Below are 16,689 nucleotides of genomic sequence, written 5' to 3'. Positions count from 1 at the left end.
GCTTAAGCCTTGCTCAGGGTGATGGACGCGCCATACGGCGGCAGCGTGGCGGTGAGGTCATTCGCAGCCTCGATCCAGACCGCACCATCAGGCACGGCGGCATCGATCACAACGGGCAGCACCGACTCGGCAATACGCACCGTGGTGCCGGCGGCAAACCCCTGACGCCCCGCTTCATCCGCATTCAGGCGTACCGCAGGCGCACGATTGAGCGGGTGGGCGTTCAACGCGGTGGCACGACGCAGCACGGCATCCATGCGATAGATCGGCCAGGTCGCCAGACGGCTGAGGCCACTGATCGACGAGCGTGCCGCCAGACCACTGCGCTCGGCCACCGCGCGCCTGGCGATGCCTTCGCGCAAACCGGCCAAGTCATCGAATTCGAAACCCGCCAGTTGCAACGCGCCACCCAGCGCACGCAGCACCTTCCAGCCCGGACGCGTCTGACCCGGCGCCTTCGCACCAGCGACCACATTCTGGGCAAGCCCGTCGACGTTGACCAAGGTGGCCTCGATCTCCGGCAGCAAGGCGATCGGCAGGATCACATCAGCCACTTCGCGCAACGCCGGGCTGGCGTAGGCACTGAATGCCACCACCTGCTCCGCGCCACGCAAGGCCTTCAACGCGACCGCGCCATCGGCGAAATCGTGCGGCGGCTCGACGCCGTACAACACGTAGCTCTTGCGTGGCTGGACCAGCATCGCCTGCGCGTCCAGTCCGCCATTGCCCGGCACTACGCCAAGCTGGGCTAGCCCCATGGCATTCGCGCCAACCGGCAGCTCGTCGTAACCCGCGCCGGTTGCCGCCGCAATGAAGCGGGCGATCGCACGCAACCAGGAAGCCTGCGGGTGCGTCACCGCCGCTTCGCCAACGATCACCACCGCGTTGCCGGACTTCAGCGCCGCGATCGTGTCGTTGTCACCGGCATCAGCCTGTACCGCAGCAATCGCGTCAGCCAGTGCGGCCGGCGCCGTAGCGCCTGCGGCAACCGCGGCCCTGGCCAGCGCCAGCAGCGCGTCGACCAGCGCCGGCGGAGCTACGACGGCCTCACCAGCCAGTTTGTAATTGAAATCGAAATGCGCCGGGTTGATCGCGTAGACCCTGGCGCCCTGCTTGGTCGCCTGATGCAGACGATGATTCAGCAGCGGCATCTCGTGACGCAGGTCGGAACCGACCAGCAAGGCCGCGCGAATCTGGCCAACTTCCGCCACCGGCAACCCGAACGGGTGCGCCGCAGCGTTGTCCGCAAAATCGAGCTGGCGCAGACGATGATCGATATGCGCGCTGCCGAGACCGCGAGCCAGCCGCATCAGCAAATCGCCCTCTTCATTCGACGTGGCTGGATGCAGCAAGATGCCCAATTCGTTGCCCGGCGCCTTCTTCAGCGCGGCGCCAGCAAACTCGAGGGCTTCTTCCCAGCCCACCACCTGCCACTCGCCATTGCGCTTGATTTCGGGGGCGTTGATACGGTCATCCGCGTACATGCCCTGATGGCTGTAGCGATCGCGATCAGACAACCAGCATTCGTTGACTGCCTCGTTGTCGCGCGGCACGGTGCGCATCACTTCGCCGCGGCGTACATGCAGCCACAAATTGGAACCGAGCGCGTCGTGATAGCCGATCGACGGCTTGGCGATCAGTTCCCACGCACGCGCCTTGAACTGGAACGGCTTGTTGGTCAGCGCACCGACCGGGCAGACATCGATGATGTTGCCCGAGAGTTCCGTCTCGATAGTCTTGCCGATATAGGTGCCGATCTGCAGGTCTTCACTGCGATTCATGCCACCCAGCTCGTAGGTGCCGGCGATCTCGCTGGTGAACCGCACGCAACGCGTGCAATGGATGCAACGCGTCATTTCGGTGGCAACCAACGGCCCGATGTTCTCGTCGGCCACGGTGCGCTTGCGCTCGGTATAACGCGACACGCTGCGGCCATAGCCCAGCGCCACGTCCTGCAGTTCGCACTCGCCGCCCTGATCGCAGATCGGGCAGTCCAGCGGGTGGTTGATCAGCAGGAATTCCATCACGTCTTTCTGGAATTTCAGCGCTTTGTCCGTGCGCGTCATCACCTTCATGCCTTCAGCCACCGGGGTGGCACAGGCCGGCTGCGGCTTGGGCATCAGCTTGCCGCCCATCTCCACGTCGACCAGACACATGCGGCAGTTCGCGGCGATCGGCAATTTGCGGTGGTAGCAGAAACGCGGAATCGACACACCGATGGCATCGGCAGCCTCGATGATCATCGCGCCCTTGCGGATCTGCGTCGGCTTGCCGTCGACCTCGATGTTGATCAGGTCCGGCGCGGTGCCGGTCGGCTGCGCACTCATGCAGCAACTCCAGAGTTGGCTTGTGCAAGCTGGTCATCGACCATCGAGTGACCGTGCTGCACGAAGTATTCGAATTCATTCCAGAAGCGGGCGAGGAAACCCTGCACCGGCCACGCGGCGGCTTCGCCGAACGCGCAGATGGTGTGGCCTTCGATCTGGCCGGCGATCGCCTTCAGGCGATGCAGGTCTTCCTCGGTGCCGTTGCCTTCGACGATGCGGGTCAGCACGCGATGCATCCAGCCAGTACCTTCGCGGCACGGCGTGCATTGACCGCAGGATTCGGCCTTGTAGAAGCGCGAGATCCGATGGCAGACCCTGACCATGCAGGTGGTCTCGTCCATCACGATCACCGCGCCCGAACCCAGGCCCGAACCGGCCTTCTGCAGGCAGTCGTAGTCCATCGTGCTCTCGAGCATGATCTCGGCCGGCAACACCTTCATCGAGGAGCCGCCCGGGATCACCGCTTTGAGCTTGTGCCCATTGCGCACGCCACCGGCCATCTCAAGCAGTTCTGCGAACGGCGTGCCAAGACGGATTTCGAAGTTGCCCGGCTTGTTGACGTGGCCGGAGACCGAGAAGATCTTCGGGCCGCCATTGTTCGGCTTGCCGATATTGAGGAACCAGTCCGCGCCATTGCGCAGAATCGCCGGCACCGAAGCATACGTTTCGGTGTTGTTGATCGTCGTTGGCTTGCCGTAAAGACCGAAACCGGCCGGGAACGGCGGCTTGAAGCGCGGCTGGCCTTTCTTGCCTTCCAGCGATTCCATCAACGCGGTTTCTTCGCCGCAGATATAGGCACCCGCACCCAGCGCGTTGAAGATATCGACATCGATACCGCTGCCCTGCACGTTCTTGCCCAGCAGCCCGGCTGCATAGGCTTCCTTCAACGCCTCTTCGATGTGCTCGAACGGCTCGTGATGGAACTCGCCACGCAGGTAGTTGTAAGCCACGGTCGAGCCGGTGCAATAGCAGGCGATGGCCAGGCCTTCGAGCACGGCATGCGGGTTGTAGCGCAGGATGTCGCGATCTTTCGCCGTGCCCGGCTCGGATTCGTCCGAGTTGCACAAGATGTATTTCTGCATGTCGCCCTTCGGCATGAAGGACCACTTCAGACCGGTGGGGAAGCCCGCGCCGCCACGGCCGCGCAGACTGCTCTTCTTGATTTCGTCGATCAATGACGCCGGATCGGGCTTCTCGGCAAGGATCTTTCTCCACGCCTTGTAACCATCGACCTTCTCGTAGCTGTCCATCGACCACGGCTTGTCGAAATGCAGCGTGGTGTAGACGACCTGGTGGTCCTGGGGTGCGGGTCCGACGGCCATCAGTGATTCCCCTCGGCGTCGTGGCCGTGCACAGGGCCCTCCATGCTCAAGCCGTCGAGGATCGTGTCGATCTTCTCGATGGTCAGGCGCTCATGGTAGTGACCGTTCACCGTCATCGCCGGTGCGTAGACGCACGCAGCGATGCATTCTTCTTCCAGTTTCAGGTAGATGCGGCCATCCGGCGTGCTCTCGCCTGCCTTGATGCCGAGTTTCGTCTCGCAATGACGCAAGAGGTCTTCTGCGCCGTTGAGCCAGCACGAAATGTTGGTGCAGATCGCCACGTTGTTTCGGCCGACCGGCTTGGTCTCCAGCATCGAATAGAAGCTGGCCACCTCATACGCCCAGATCGCCGGCAGTTCGAGATACTTCGCGACGGCGGTGATCAGCTCGTCGGTGAGGAAGCCCTTGTTCTGCTCCTGCGCACCAAACAGCGCCTGGATCAGCGCCGAGCGCTTGCGATCCGGCGGGAACTTGGCCGCCCAGGCATCGATGTGCTGGCGGGTGTGCTCGGTGAGTAGCGCGAGTGGGTCAACGTTCCTGACCTGCTCGAAATGTCCGGTGGCTTTCATGGGTTTCTCCGTCGTGCCGGCTCAGCGATCCACTTCGCCGAACACGAGGTCATAGGTACCAATCATGGCGACCACGTCGGCGAGCATGTGGCCGCGCACGATGGTGTCCATGGATGACAGATGGGCAAAGCCCGGTGCACGCAGGTGCACGCGGAACGGCTTGTTGGCGCCGTCGGAAACCAGATAGCAACCGAACTCGCCCTTCGGCGCCTCGACTGCGCAATAGGTTTCGCCGGCGGGTACGCAATAGCCTTCGGTGAACAGCTTGAAGTGATGGATCATGGCTTCCATGTCCTCCTTCATCTCGACCCGCGACGGCGGAGCAACCTTGAAGTTCTTCACCATCACCGGGCCGGGGTTCGCCTTCAGCCACTTCACGCACTGCTGGATAATCCGGTTCGACTGGCGCATTTCTTCCACGCGCACCAGGTAACGGTCGTAGCAGTCGCCGTTGACGCCGACCGGGATATCGAAATCCATCTCGGCATACTTGGCGTACGGCTGCTTTTTGCGCAGATCCCATTCGACGCCCGAACCACGCAGCATCGCGCCCGTCATGCCCCATTGCTGGGCCAGTTCCGGGCTGATCACGCCGATGCCGACGGTGCGCTGCTTCCAGATACGATTGGTGGTGAGCAGTTCTTCGTACTCGTCCACCTTGGTCGGGAAGTCGGCAGTGAAGGCTTCCAGGTAATCGAGCATCGAACCTTCGCGCCAGCTGTTGATGCGCTTCAGGTCCGCGCCCTTGTGCCAGGGTGATTCGCGGTACTGCGACATTTGCGCCGGCAGGTCGCGGTAAACGCCGCCAGGCCGGTAATACGTGGCGTGCATGCGCGCGCCCGACACCGCCTCGTAGACGTCCATCAATTCTTCGCGCTCGCGGAACGCGTACAGGAACACCGCCATCGCACCGAGGTCGAGCGCGTTCGAGCCGATCCACATCAGGTGATTCAGGATGCGCGTGATCTCGTCGAACATGGTGCGGATGTACTGCGCACGCTCCGGTGCCTCGATACCCAGCAAGGTCTCGATCGAACGCACGTAGGCGTGCTCGTTGCACATCATCGAGACGTAGTCGAGCCGGTCCATGTAGCCGATCGACTGATTGAACGGCTTGGATTCGGCCAGCTTCTCGGTGCCGCGATGAAGCAGTCCCACGTGCGGATCGGCGCGAACGATCGTCTCGCCATCCATCTCCATGATCAGGCGCAGCACGCCATGGGCGGCCGGATGCTGCGGGCCGAAATTCATCGTGTAGTTGCGAATTTCTTGCATGCTCAATTCTCCCGCCAGTGATCGGTGGCTTCGGCCTTGGCCTGCATCAGATCGGCATCGTCACGAATGGTGCGTGGTACCAGCACACGCGGCTCGATCGACACCGGCTCATAGATCACCCGCTTCTGCAGCGGGTCGTAACGCACTTCAACGTTGCCGATCAGCGGGAAATCCTTGCGGAACGGGTGACCGACAAAACCGTAGTCGGTCAGAATGCGACGCAGATCGGGATGGCCGTCGAAGATGATCCCGTACAGGTCGAACGCTTCGCGCTCGAACCAGTTCACACCGGGCCACACCAGGGTCAGCGACGGCACCATCGGCAAGCTGTCATCGGCGCAGAACACGCGCAGGCGCAGACGCCGATTGTGTTCGAGCGAGAGCAACTGGATCACCGCAGCGAAGCGGCGCGGCTGGTTTTCACCATTGCCACGCGGGCGCCCGGCCCAGTCGAAACGGCCCAGCGCCTCGCCTTCCACACCGCGCGAAAAGCCGGTGCCGGAAACGGTTTCGGTATCCCACTCGGTCTGGCCGTAGCCGAGATAGTCGATGCCGCACAGGTCGATCAGTTCGCTGAAGCGGAACGCCGACTCATCGCGCAGCGCGGTGGCCACGGCGATCAAATCGGCAGCAGCCAGTTCGGCAACGGTTTCGTTGCGCACCGTGCTGATGGTCAGCGTGTCGCCGAATCGTGCGGCAAGTTGCGCGGCCAGCGAAGTCTTTGGGGTATCAGTCATGACTGCGCCTTCAGGAACGCGCGATGGTGCTGGTGCGGCGGATCTTCTTCTGCAACTGCAGGATGCCGTGGATCAGCGCTTCGGCCGTGGGCGGGCAGCCCGGCACGTAGATGTCCACGGGCACAATGCGATCGCAACCCCGCACCACGGAATAGGAATAGTGGTAGTAGCCGCCGCCGTTGGCGCAGCTACCCATCGAAATCACCCACTTCGGCTCGGGCATCTGGTCGTAGACCTTGCGCAACGCCGGCGCCATCTTGTTGACCAGGGTGCCGGCCACGATCATCACATCAGACTGACGCGGGCTCGGGCGGAAGATCACGCCATAGCGGTCAAGGTCCAGACGCGCCGCACCGGCGTGCATCATTTCCACCGCGCAGCAGGCCAAGCCGAACGTCATCGGCCACATCGAGCCGGTGCGCGCCCAGTTCATCAGCGCATCGACGCTGGTGGTGGCAAAGCCACGCTGCACCACCGGGTTTTCGGCAGCCGGCAGCAGGATGTCGTCGACCAGGTTCAACGGGTCCGGGTTGTGCATCACCCGGCTGACGGAATCCATCACTCCCATTCGAGCGCTCCCTTCTTCCACACGTAAGCGAAACCGATGACCAGCAGCAGCAGGAACAAGCCCATCTCGACCAGCGCGATCACGCCGAGCTGCTGGAACACCACCGCCCACGGAAACAGGAAGGCGATTTCCAGATCGAAAATGATGAACAGGATGGCGAGCAGGTAATAGCGCACGTCAAAGCGCATGCGGGCGTCCTCGAACGCCTCGAAACCGCACTCGTAAGGCGCAAGTTTTTCCGCCTCGGGGCGACGCGGGCCCGCCAGCAGGCCAATGACCAGCAGCACCACACCAAGGCCGGCAGCGACGCCGATGAACAACAGGACAGGCCAGTATTCGGCAAGCACGATGCAACTTACCTCCGCGCCGCTGGGCGCATCAGTGACCGTGGGATGTGATCGAGCAACTCACGGTCTGGCGATTTCGATTCGACGGGCCTCGAGGGCCGCGGGCTGTGCCACCCCGTCCCGGGCGTTGCTGCCATGGACGTCCGACGTGTCGCGAAAGGAACTCACGAATCTCGCCATTGTATCAGCGCGCCGAGGTACAACAAGCCTTGACGACCAATCCCGCGTCAACTATTCGCTCAGTGGAAGCACTCGCCGCACGCGGATGTCGCCCCGCGTGGTGAACCGACATCACATGGTGTGCGTCGGACGTTCCGAGTTGAGCGTGCCAGCCAGGATGTTCTCGATCCGGCTGCGGGCCGCCTCGGCGTCGCCCGAGGCATTGAAATGAATGCCGATGCCAGCCGTGCGGTTGCCCTGTGCACCGACCGGACTGACCCAGACCACCTTGCCGACCACCGAAATGCGCTCAGTCTCCTCGGCCAGGGTCACCAGCAAGACCACTTCGTCACCCAGGGAATAGGACTGGGCCGTGGGCGCAAACAGGCCGCCGTGCTTGAGGAACGGCATGTACGCGTTGTACAGCGATGCCGCGTCCTTGATTTTCAAAGAGATGATGCCCTGTCGGGCGCCCATGGGTTTCATGCTTGGCTCCTGCCGGACTTCCGAAACGTCCGATCAATGGCATGAATCTTAGATGTTGTCACCGCAGTGCACCACTGGGTGCCGGCCAGCCACAACCCAACGACCGCGTTATTCATTGCCTGGCTGCCCCGTCAGCAGCAACTGACGCTCATCGACCATGTTGTTCCAGGAGGCTGGTGGTACCCAGCCCATCACCCATTCTGGAACCAAGGCAGGCTGCATCGGCCGGGATATCCAGAAACCCTGCAGCTGATGGCAACCCAGCGAGGCCAGCAGATCACCCTGCTCCGCCGTCTCCACACCCTCGGCAATCACCGCCTTGGCCAGCATGCGTGCGGTGGTGATCACGCCCGCCGCAATGGCCATGTTGCGCTCATCGATGAGGATGTCGCGCACAAAACTTTGATCCAGTTTGATGTGCTCGATATCAAGCTTCTGGATGTGGCTCAACGAAGCGGTGCCGGTACCGAAGTCGTCCAGCCCGACACGAATGCCGCGACGACGACACTCCTCGATCACTTCCTTGGCGCGAGCGTGATCCATGCTCGGGCCGGTTTCGGTGACTTCGATGCCAAACCCCACATCCATCACGTCCGGATAGATGTCGAGCACCGCATCAATGTCGGCAAAGAAAGCCGGATGCAGCAGGTGGCGGGTACTGATGTTGACCGACACCGGCAACGCGATGCCTGCGTGTATCCATGACTGGCAGCAACGCAGCGCCTCGTCCAGCACATAGCGCCCGATCGGCCGGGCCAGTTGCGGGTCATCCAGCACATGCATGAATTTGCCCGGCTCGATCAGTTGCCCGCTGTCGCTGAGGCGCAGCAGCGCTTCCATCCCGGCCACGCCGTGCAGACCTGGCAGGCCGTCGATGTAGACGATTGGCTGGAACAGCAGTTGCAAATGGCCTTGCTGCAGGGCTTGCGCGATCCGCTCACGCATCGCCTGCAGGCGGATCAGTTCGAACTCCATCGCCGGCTCGTACAACAACCCGCGGTCCTTGCCTTCATCCTTCGCCTGGTACATCGCGAGGTCGGCGTGCCGCACCAGGTCTTCGGCATGGGAATCGTCCAGCGGAAACAGCGTCCAGCCAATACTTGCCGACAAGTACAGTTGCTCGCCCATCAGATTGAACGGTGCGCGCAACACCTGCAGGATGCAGCGACTGATCACCTCAAGCTGCTCGCGACTGTCCAGTCCGGGAATCAGCAGCGCAAATTCGTCACCACCAAAGCGTGCCAGCACGTCAGCCTCACGCAGAATGCCCACCACGCGAGACGAGGCTTCCACCAGTACTTGGTCACCGCCGGCGTGACCAATGGTGTCGTTGACGCTCTTGAAGCGGTCAAGGTCGAGTACACCCACCGCCAGCAGCGTGCCATGCTTCCTGGCCTGCTCGCGCGCCTGCTCCAGCATCTCGAACAGCAGGCGACGATTTGGCAGGCCAGTCACCACATCATAGAAGGCCAGTCGCTCCACCCGCGCCTCATGCAACTTCTGCTGGGTGATGTCGCGCTGGTGCCACAGGCGTCCGTTGGCAACCCCGTCAATCTGGATCGGGGTGAAATCACGCAAAAAGATCCTTCCGCCCGTCATCTCCACTTCATCAGCCTTGACCGGAATATTCCGTTCCAGGATGTCTTCAATCCGCGATTCCTCGGCTTCCGGATATCGGTAACTCGGCCGCAACCGCTCATACAGCCATGCCGCCGGCTTTCCTTCCAGCTCGGCAGGCGTTTCGGACAGGCCGAACATGGCGCAGTACGCCTCATTGGCAAAGGCCACGTGGCCCTGTTCCGACATCACCAGGACACCCGCGTGCTGATTGGACAGCACGGCGCGAAAGTACTGCAGATTGAAACGCAAACCCCGTTCCGCCGCCAGCCGCGCTGCCTGCACCCGCTGTACCTGGATACCCAGGCCCAGCTCCACCGACATTTCGGTGAACACCTGTACCTCGATCGCTTCGAAAGCTTCCTTCTGCCCAGCCCCGATCACCAGGCAACCGGCGACCGCCCCAGCCACCCGCAGCGGCAAAGCCAGCAGCGATTGCACGCCAGGCAGACCCGGCCACGGCATCCAGTCAAGGTGATCCACCGCAACTTGATGGCTGCATTGCGGCTCACCACTCGCCAGTGCCCTCACCAGCGCATCGCCGATATGGGTTCGCGCTCGCTCGCCCAATGGAAACTCCGCCGCGGGAAAGTCATCCAGCCCACTCTGTGACTGCTGACGCAACCAGTCGGGAGCACCGGCCTCGACCAGCCCGATCCAGGCCATGCGATAGTCACCGATGGAGCGCACCACGCGGCACGCGCCGTCCAGCAGCGACTGCTCGCTTTCACTGTGGCTGACCAGCTTGATCATTTCGCTGAGCAAGCGCAGCGCACGACGCTGCCGCTCTTCGTCGCGCACCGACTGCGTCAATCGGGTTCGCTGTGCATGGGCTTCCAGGCCAAAGCCGATACTGATGGCTGCCTGCTGCAGCAACTCAATCAATGGTGCGGTGAAAACGTCGGCATGCGGCGCGCGAATCGTCAGTGCCGCACAGACTTCGCCAAATTTCAGCACCGGCACGGCCAGCACGGCACCAATGCCGTGCCGTTTGTAGGCTGGCCAAAACATCTGCAAGACTTCGGCACTGCAGACGTCCGCCTCAAGCTGTGGCTCGCCGCGCCAGAACGCCGGCTGTGCTGCCGAAAACGAAATGCGATCAGGGTAAATGTCAGCCATCTCGGCGGGCACGCTCGCCGGCGCAACCCGTTCCAGCCAGCCACGCTGTCGGTCTATTTCACCGATCATCACCAGTCGCGCACCGATTCGTCGCTGCAACACTTCGATGACGGCTTCGTACAACACCGCCGGCTCGAGTGAACGCACCAGCAGCTGGCCAATCTCGGACAGCGCGGCGTGCAGGCTCTCGCTGGACGCTCCACCGGCCGCCTCCTGCGTCAAGTTCTGCTCCGGTGTCTGCATTCGAATGTCCACCAGATGAGCAGGTGCGATGACGACTGTCCTTCCAGACAGTTGCTGGGTCCACTGGAATTGTCGTCATCCGGGTGTGGACGGATCGACGTAATGACGGACCAAGCCGCCGTCATCATCCCCATCCCGCCAAGCTATCCCGGTCAATCCACCGGCGCAAGAGCCGAAGCCCTCGCGGCACTCCCTCAAGACAACTCGCACCAACCCCAATGGTCGAAAATCCACGGGGTAGGCAGCGTAAATGCCAGCCGTGCAAAGGTGGGGCCCGGGTGCACTGATGACGCGGCCGGGAGCCTCCACCTGCCGCAGGCATCACGCCGCAGCGGCGCGTCACGCCAACGCCAACGTTGCGTACCCGCTGCGCTGACCACGCTGAGCTGCAGCCAGGGTTGCAGCCAGATCGGCGGTTGCCACGGCAACGCCGGCTGCGATGGCGCCGGGGCAGCGCTGCACTCGGCGCGACTGGCCATACGTCGCATGCGCTTGCCACTGAGCGCCATCTGGCTGCGATGGGCGGCAAGGGCGGCGAATTTGGCCGTCCGCTGTGCGGCCGTGCCGACCACCTCAAACACGTCACCATCGCCCGAAACACCATGCACCAAGTACGTCAGCAGCACGGGCGAGGCGGGATATTCCGCCAGAGCAAGCCGCAGCAACACATGCGCGGCGCCATGGTCGGGGTGATGATCGGACAACGCCGGCACCAGCAACAAGCTGGGTTGAAATTCATTGATCGCCGCCAGCAACGCAGCCACCGCCGCATCGCATTCCTGCAGCAGGTGCTCGGTCAAGCCCATGTCCGGCCAACCCAGCGAACGCTGGTCCGACTCGGACAAGCCAAGGCAGCGCAGCGCCTGCAGGAACTCGGACTGCCGCCGCTGAGCCCAGCGCCGACGATCCTCGACACCGATGCACAAGCGGCGCTCCAGCCAACGTTGCGGCCAGGGATTATTGTCGCCAGCGGTAAGCAACAAGACACGCACTTCGCCACCCGCCGCGCGCACCTGCTGGATCAGCAATCCGTTGGCGATGGTCTCATCGTCCGGATGCGGTGCCACCACCAGCAAACGCGTTTGCGAGGAAAACGGCGGCAGCGCAAGCATCACCCGCGGACGTGGCGCCTCAGCGCTCACGTGTTCATCGCCACTGCGCCAACAACTCCAGCAACAGCAGATCACCACGCAGCGGGCCACGCAGTGCCTCGCGCGTGCGATTGGCAGCGGCATACCAGTGCGTCAGCGCCTCGATATCCATCGCACTGGCCAATGGACCGGTGGCTGCCGTCGAGCGCGCCCGTATTTCGTCGGCAGTGGCTTGAGCGGCAAACCACAACCGCTGCGCTGGCTCGTTGTCCAGCCAGCGCTTGACCATGTCGGTGGGCTGGCCACGACCCGCCGCCAGCGCAGCCAGATCCTTGCGCACTTCCTGACGACGTTCCAGCGCACCTTCTTCCGCCCACGCCTTCGCCAGCCCGGGATTGCCAGCGGCAGCAGCCAACGCCTCGGCTGGATGGCGCACACCCTCGGCCTGCAGCCACGCCAGCGCCTCGGCCTCGGCGGGCAGCTGGAATTCAACCCGCTGGCAGCGGCTGCGAATGGTTTGCGGCAAGCGCCACGGCGCATCGGCCAGCAGGATCAACATGGTCTGCGTCGCCGGCTCTTCCAGCGTTTTCAGCAGTGCGTTGGCTGCTGCCGCATTCATCGCATCGGCCGGGTCGATGATTACCACCTGCCAGCCACCAAACTGGCTGTTCATCGCCAGCCGCGCCGACAGTTCGCGAATCTGGTCGACCACGATCTCGCTGCGCTGCACACCGTCCTTGCGCAGACCGAAACTCAGCAAGGCAAGGTCAGGGTGGGAACCGGCAGCGATCAGCAGACAACCGCGGCACTGGCCACAAGGCTCGCCATCGGTCGGCTCACTGCACAACAAGCCATGCACGAAGCGTTGCACGAAGGCACGCTTGCCCAGCCCAGCGGCGCCACAAAACAACATGGCGTGCGCCAGTGCACCGCGCTGCCGACTCGCCTGTAAACGGGTCCAATGGGCGGTTTGCCAAGGGAGGATAGTCATGCCCGCTCCGCTGCCAGCAAATCTCCCACAGCCCGCATCGCCGCGCGCAACACCTCGGCCGGCGACTGGCTGGCATCGATCAGCTGAAAGCGTTGCGGCTCCGCGACGGCGCGTGCGCGATAGCAGGCACGCACGCGCTCGAAAAACGCATCGGCCTCGACCTCGATACGATCCGCGTCGCCACGACCGGCGGCGCGCGCACGACCGGTGGCCACCGGCAAGTCGAGCAGCAAGGTCAGGTCCGGCGTCACACCCATGCAGGCCCAGCGCTCAAGCTGCGCAATGCGCTCGCTCGGCTGGCCGCGCCCAGCGCCCTGATAGGCATAGCTGGCATCGGCAAAGCGGTCGCACAGCACCCAGCGACCCGCTGCCAGTGCCGGCTCGATCACCTCGCGCACCAGCTGTGCGCGCGAAGCGAACATCAGCAGCAGCTCGGTTTCGGCGGCCATACCGTGCTGGGCCGGATCAAGCAGCACAGCCCGCAGCGCTTCGCCGATCGGCGTGCCACCAGGTTCACGCGTCTGCACCAGCGTAATGCCCTGCTGTTCCATGTGCTCGCGCAGGCCTGCCAGCAAGGTGCTCTTGCCAGCACCCTCACCGCCTTCGAGGCTGATGAATTTGCCACGCGCACTCATCGGCAATGCTTCCGCTGGTAGCAGTCGACATTGCGATTGTGTTCTTCGAGCGAACTGGCGAACACATGACCGCCATCACCGCGCGCGACGAAGTACAACGCATCGCCGTCGGCCGGATGCAGGGCCGCGACCAGCGCCGGCCTGCCGGGCAAGGCAATCGGCGTCGGCGGCAAGCCGGCGCGGGTATACGTGTTGAACGGCGTGTCGGTGGTCAAATCACTCTTGCGGATATTGCCGGCGTATTTCGCGCCCATGCCGTAGATCACACTGGGATCGGTCTGCAGCAGCATATGATCCTGCAGGCGTCGCACGAACACCCCGGCAATCTCTGCGCGCTCATCCGCGCGGCCGGTTTCCTTCTCCACGATCGAAGCCAGAATCAGCGCGTCGTAAGGCGTGGTCAACGGCAGATCCTTTGCGCGCCCGGCCCACAAGTCGGCCAGCGTCTTCACCATCGCCGCATGGGCGCGACGCAAGATGTCCAGCTCGCCATCGCCTTTCACATAGGCATACGTTTCTGGCAGGAACCGTCCCTCCGGCGCCTCACCGCCCGCACCGATCTTCTGCATCAGTGCGGCATCGTCCAGGTTCGTGCTGTCGTGCTGCAGCTTCTCGGTCTTGGCCAGCGCCTGCCGCAGCTCGGCAAAAGTCCAGCCATCCACAATGGTGAAGTTGCGCTGCAAGACCTTGCCTGCCACCATATTGGCGAGCAGCTGGCGCGGCGTGATGCCGGGCTCGAGGGCGTACTCGCCCGCATGCAGTTTGCCGCCCACCCGCATCTGCGCCGCCAGCGCGCGCCAGTAAAGCGGACTGGCCGTGCTCAGCTGCTGCTGCCGCAGGTCGGCAACGATATTTCTGAAACTGCTGCCGCGACTGACATCGATACTGTTGCCACCGGCAGCCACGTTCAGTGGCGTCGAACTGAATCGGGTATAGGCGTTCCAGAAATAAGTCGCCGTGCCCGCCGCCAGTAGAAACAGGAGCAAAAGCAGCATGGGCCACACGCGACCGCGCATCAATTTGTCACTCATCCAGCCTGCTCCATCACAAAACCCAATTCCCGCCAATGCTGCTGTACCCGACGCGTTAGTGCACCGGGCAGATGGTCGCGCCCATCGAGCGAACTGACCGGCACGATCCCGCGCACGCTGGAGCTGAGAAACACTTCGTCCGCTCTGCGCAGCGTAGCCAACGCCATGTCATCCACTCGTGCCTCGGGAAAACTGGCCAGGACCTGCGCTCGCGCCACCCCGGCCACACCGCAACGCTGCAGCGAAGGCGTCAGCAATTCACCGTCGACCACCACGAACAGATTGGCCATGGTCGCCGAAATCACCCGCTCGTGGCTATCCAGCAGCACGCCTTCGGTGATCGACGGATCATTCCACTCGGCGCGGGCCATGACCTGTTCCAGCCGGTTCAGATGCTTGATTCCCGCCAACAGCGGCTGTTCCGCCAGACGAAGATCGCAGACGCGCATGCGCACGCCATGTGCATACGCGTGCTGGTCGACGAGTGGCGGGGCGAACGCCGCCACCACTCGCGTAGGGCATGGATTAGCCGGCAGCGCGTAACCGCGCTCGCCCTGCCCGCGGCTAACCGTGATGCGAACCACCGACTGCGGCATGCCGTGGGTAACCTGCAACACCTCGTGCCAGAGCTGCTGCACGTCGGGTGGCGGAATCCGCAAGCGCGTGCAGCCGTCCTGCAGCCGCTGCATGTGTCGTGACCATAACGGCGCCGAACTTCCGATCAGTCGAAGGGTTTCAAACACGCCGTCGCCATAAGCCATGCCGCGATCGAGCGCTGAGACCTGCTGTTCCGCCACGCCGTTGATCAACATGCGCGCCGACATCAGTCCGGCACTCCGAGTGCGCGCAGCAACCCGCGTGCCTTGGCGCGGGTTTCCTCCAGCTCGCTGGCGGCCAGCGAATCCGCCACGATGCCGGCACCGGCGCGCAGACTTACTTCGTTGCCCAGCAAGGTCAGCGTGCGAATCAGTATGTTCAAGTCCAGCTCACCGTTGCGATCAAGATAGCCCAGCGCACCGGTATAGGCGCCACGCGGCGCATCTTCCAGTGCCGCGATGATTTCCATGCAGCGCACCTTCGGGCAACCGGTAATCGTGCCGCCGGGAAAGGTCGCCGCAATCACCTCGCCAGGCGTTACGTCGCGGCGCAAGCGTCCGCGCACATTGGACACGATGTGGTGAACGTGGGTATAGCTCTCCACCACCATCAATTCGTCAACCTCGACCGATCCCGGTACGCAGACCCGGCCAAGATCGTTGCGCTCCAGATCAATCAACATCACGTGCTCGGCGCGCTCCTTGGGATGTGCGCTGAGTTCACGGATGCGCGCCATCTCATCATCGCCCTGCAGGCGTGCGCGCGTGCCGGCAATCGGTCGGGTCTGCGCCACGCCACCACGTACTTCGACCAGGCGCTCGGGCGAGGAGCTGACTACCGCCCAGCCCGGCTGCTGCAGCAGGCCGGCAAACGGTGCAGGGTTGGCCTGGCGCAATACGGCGTAAAGCGAAGCTGGTGTCGGCGGCTGCGCATAACGTGCACGCCATGACCGCGACAGGTTTACCTGGAAAATATCGCCAGCGTAAAGATGCTCGTGGATGCGCTCCACGCCATCGAGGAACTGCTGCGGCGTGTCCTCATCCCAAGCGGAGAGCTGCGCCATCGGCGCGATCGAAGGCATGACCGCCAGATCGGATTCGAGCTGATCGAGAAGTTCTTCTCTACCGGATTCGGCAATCAGGATCGTGCATTCGCGCAGGTGGTCCACGATCACTGCGGCAGGGCAACGCACGGCCAACGCCAGCGGCAATCCGACCGGCGGCCGCAGTGCCAGACCCGGCTCGATCTCACCCGCCAACTCATAGGCCAACAGCAACACCCAGCCGCCGTGGAACGGCAGGCCGTCGTCAGCGGGAGACAGGCGCTCGGCTTGCCAAGCCGCATCCAATGCGTCGAGAAATCGGCCTTCGCTCACGACTCCTTCGCCGTTCCGCAAGCAGCCATCCGCCTGCAGACTCAACGAGCCTTCAGGGAAGCCAAACAAGATGTCGTAGCGCGACTGCGCCGTGCCATGCACCACGCTTTCCAGCAGGCATGGATAGCGTGCGGGAAATGAAGCGGCCGGCGCGAGCAGATCGCGTCGGCCGTCCAGAATGCGACGATGGCAAGTCACGC

Annotated in this window: 15 protein-coding genes; all 15 read right to left on the bottom strand. The window is 63.3% G+C overall.

Annotated features, from left to right (window positions below; genetic code table 11):
* Positions 1–2 precede the first annotated feature (2 nt).
* The 15 genes from nuoG to PY254_RS09465 all read right to left on the bottom strand — a co-directional run bounded on the left by nuoG (position 3) and on the right by PY254_RS09465 (position 16,687).
* Positions 3–2,327 (bottom strand): NADH-quinone oxidoreductase subunit NuoG, encoded by a 2,325-nt coding sequence (nuoG, locus tag PY254_RS09535; RefSeq protein ID WP_281011821.1) that lies wholly within the window; start codon positions 2,325–2,327, stop codon positions 3–5.
* On the bottom strand, positions 2,324–3,649 hold the full coding sequence (nuoF, locus tag PY254_RS09530) for an NADH-quinone oxidoreductase subunit NuoF (RefSeq protein WP_281011820.1): 1,326 nt from the start codon (positions 3,647–3,649) through the stop codon (positions 2,324–2,326). The genes nuoG and nuoF overlap by 4 nt, the downstream gene beginning before the upstream one ends.
* The gene (gene nuoE / locus PY254_RS09525) at positions 3,649–4,218 is read right to left on the bottom strand and encodes an NADH-quinone oxidoreductase subunit NuoE (RefSeq protein WP_281011819.1); all 570 of its coding nucleotides are present in this window, start codon (positions 4,216–4,218) and stop codon (positions 3,649–3,651) included. The genes nuoF and nuoE overlap by 1 nt, the downstream gene beginning before the upstream one ends.
* 21 nt (positions 4,219–4,239) lie before the next feature.
* Entirely contained in the window at positions 4,240–5,493 is a 1,254-nt protein-coding gene (locus tag PY254_RS09520) for an NADH-quinone oxidoreductase subunit D (RefSeq protein WP_281011818.1), read from the bottom strand.
* 2 nt (positions 5,494–5,495) lie between these two features.
* A complete protein-coding gene (locus tag PY254_RS09515) occupies positions 5,496–6,230 on the bottom strand; it encodes an NADH-quinone oxidoreductase subunit C (protein WP_281011817.1) in 735 nt (244 codons plus the stop codon).
* Positions 6,231–6,240: 10 nt separating this feature from the next.
* Positions 6,241–6,798 (bottom strand): NuoB/complex I 20 kDa subunit family protein, encoded by a 558-nt coding sequence (locus tag PY254_RS09510; protein WP_281011816.1) that lies wholly within the window; start codon positions 6,796–6,798, stop codon positions 6,241–6,243.
* Positions 6,789–7,145, bottom strand: coding sequence for an NADH-quinone oxidoreductase subunit A (locus PY254_RS09505; protein ID WP_281011815.1), 357 nt, complete (start codon positions 7,143–7,145; stop codon positions 6,789–6,791). The genes PY254_RS09510 and PY254_RS09505 overlap by 10 nt, the downstream gene beginning before the upstream one ends.
* Positions 7,146–7,436: 291 nt before the next feature.
* Positions 7,437–7,790 carry a PilZ domain-containing protein gene (locus PY254_RS09500; protein WP_281011814.1) on the bottom strand — a complete coding sequence of 118 codons (354 nt, stop codon included), beginning with the start codon at positions 7,788–7,790 and terminating at the stop codon, positions 7,437–7,439.
* Between the two features lie 108 nt (positions 7,791–7,898).
* On the bottom strand, positions 7,899–10,748 hold the full coding sequence (locus PY254_RS09495; RefSeq protein ID WP_281011813.1) for a bifunctional diguanylate cyclase/phosphodiesterase: 2,850 nt from the start codon (positions 10,746–10,748) through the stop codon (positions 7,899–7,901).
* Positions 10,749–10,963: 215 nt separating this feature from the next.
* A complete protein-coding gene (locus tag PY254_RS09490) occupies positions 10,964–11,911 on the bottom strand; it encodes a PIG-L deacetylase family protein (RefSeq protein WP_345781806.1) in 948 nt (315 codons plus the stop codon).
* Positions 11,912–11,915: 4 nt separating this feature from the next.
* Complete coding sequence (gene holB, locus PY254_RS09485; RefSeq protein ID WP_281011812.1) at positions 11,916–12,851, bottom strand: DNA polymerase III subunit delta'; 936 nt, start codon at positions 12,849–12,851, stop codon at positions 11,916–11,918.
* On the bottom strand, positions 12,848–13,486 hold the full coding sequence (gene tmk, locus PY254_RS09480; protein ID WP_281011811.1) for a dTMP kinase: 639 nt from the start codon (positions 13,484–13,486) through the stop codon (positions 12,848–12,850). The genes holB and tmk overlap by 4 nt, the downstream gene beginning before the upstream one ends.
* Positions 13,483–14,517 carry an endolytic transglycosylase MltG gene (gene mltG, locus PY254_RS09475; RefSeq protein WP_281011810.1) on the bottom strand — a complete coding sequence of 345 codons (1,035 nt, stop codon included), beginning with the start codon at positions 14,515–14,517 and terminating at the stop codon, positions 13,483–13,485. The genes tmk and mltG overlap by 4 nt, the downstream gene beginning before the upstream one ends.
* Positions 14,514–15,341, bottom strand: coding sequence for an aminodeoxychorismate lyase (gene pabC / locus PY254_RS09470; RefSeq protein ID WP_281011809.1), 828 nt, complete (start codon positions 15,339–15,341; stop codon positions 14,514–14,516). Before pabC ends, mltG begins: the two co-directional genes overlap by 4 nt.
* Positions 15,341–16,687 carry an aminodeoxychorismate synthase component I gene (locus PY254_RS09465; protein ID WP_281011808.1) on the bottom strand — a complete coding sequence of 449 codons (1,347 nt, stop codon included), beginning with the start codon at positions 16,685–16,687 and terminating at the stop codon, positions 15,341–15,343. Before PY254_RS09465 ends, pabC begins: the two co-directional genes overlap by 1 nt.
* Between the last annotated feature and the right edge of the window lie 2 nt (positions 16,688–16,689).

It is taken from the genome of Rhodanobacter sp. AS-Z3 (genome assembly GCF_029224025.1).
GTDB lineage: Bacteria > Pseudomonadota > Gammaproteobacteria > Xanthomonadales > Rhodanobacteraceae > Rhodanobacter.
Note: the sequence above shows the minus strand (reverse complement) of the source record. Positions and strands in the feature narration are given on the sequence as shown.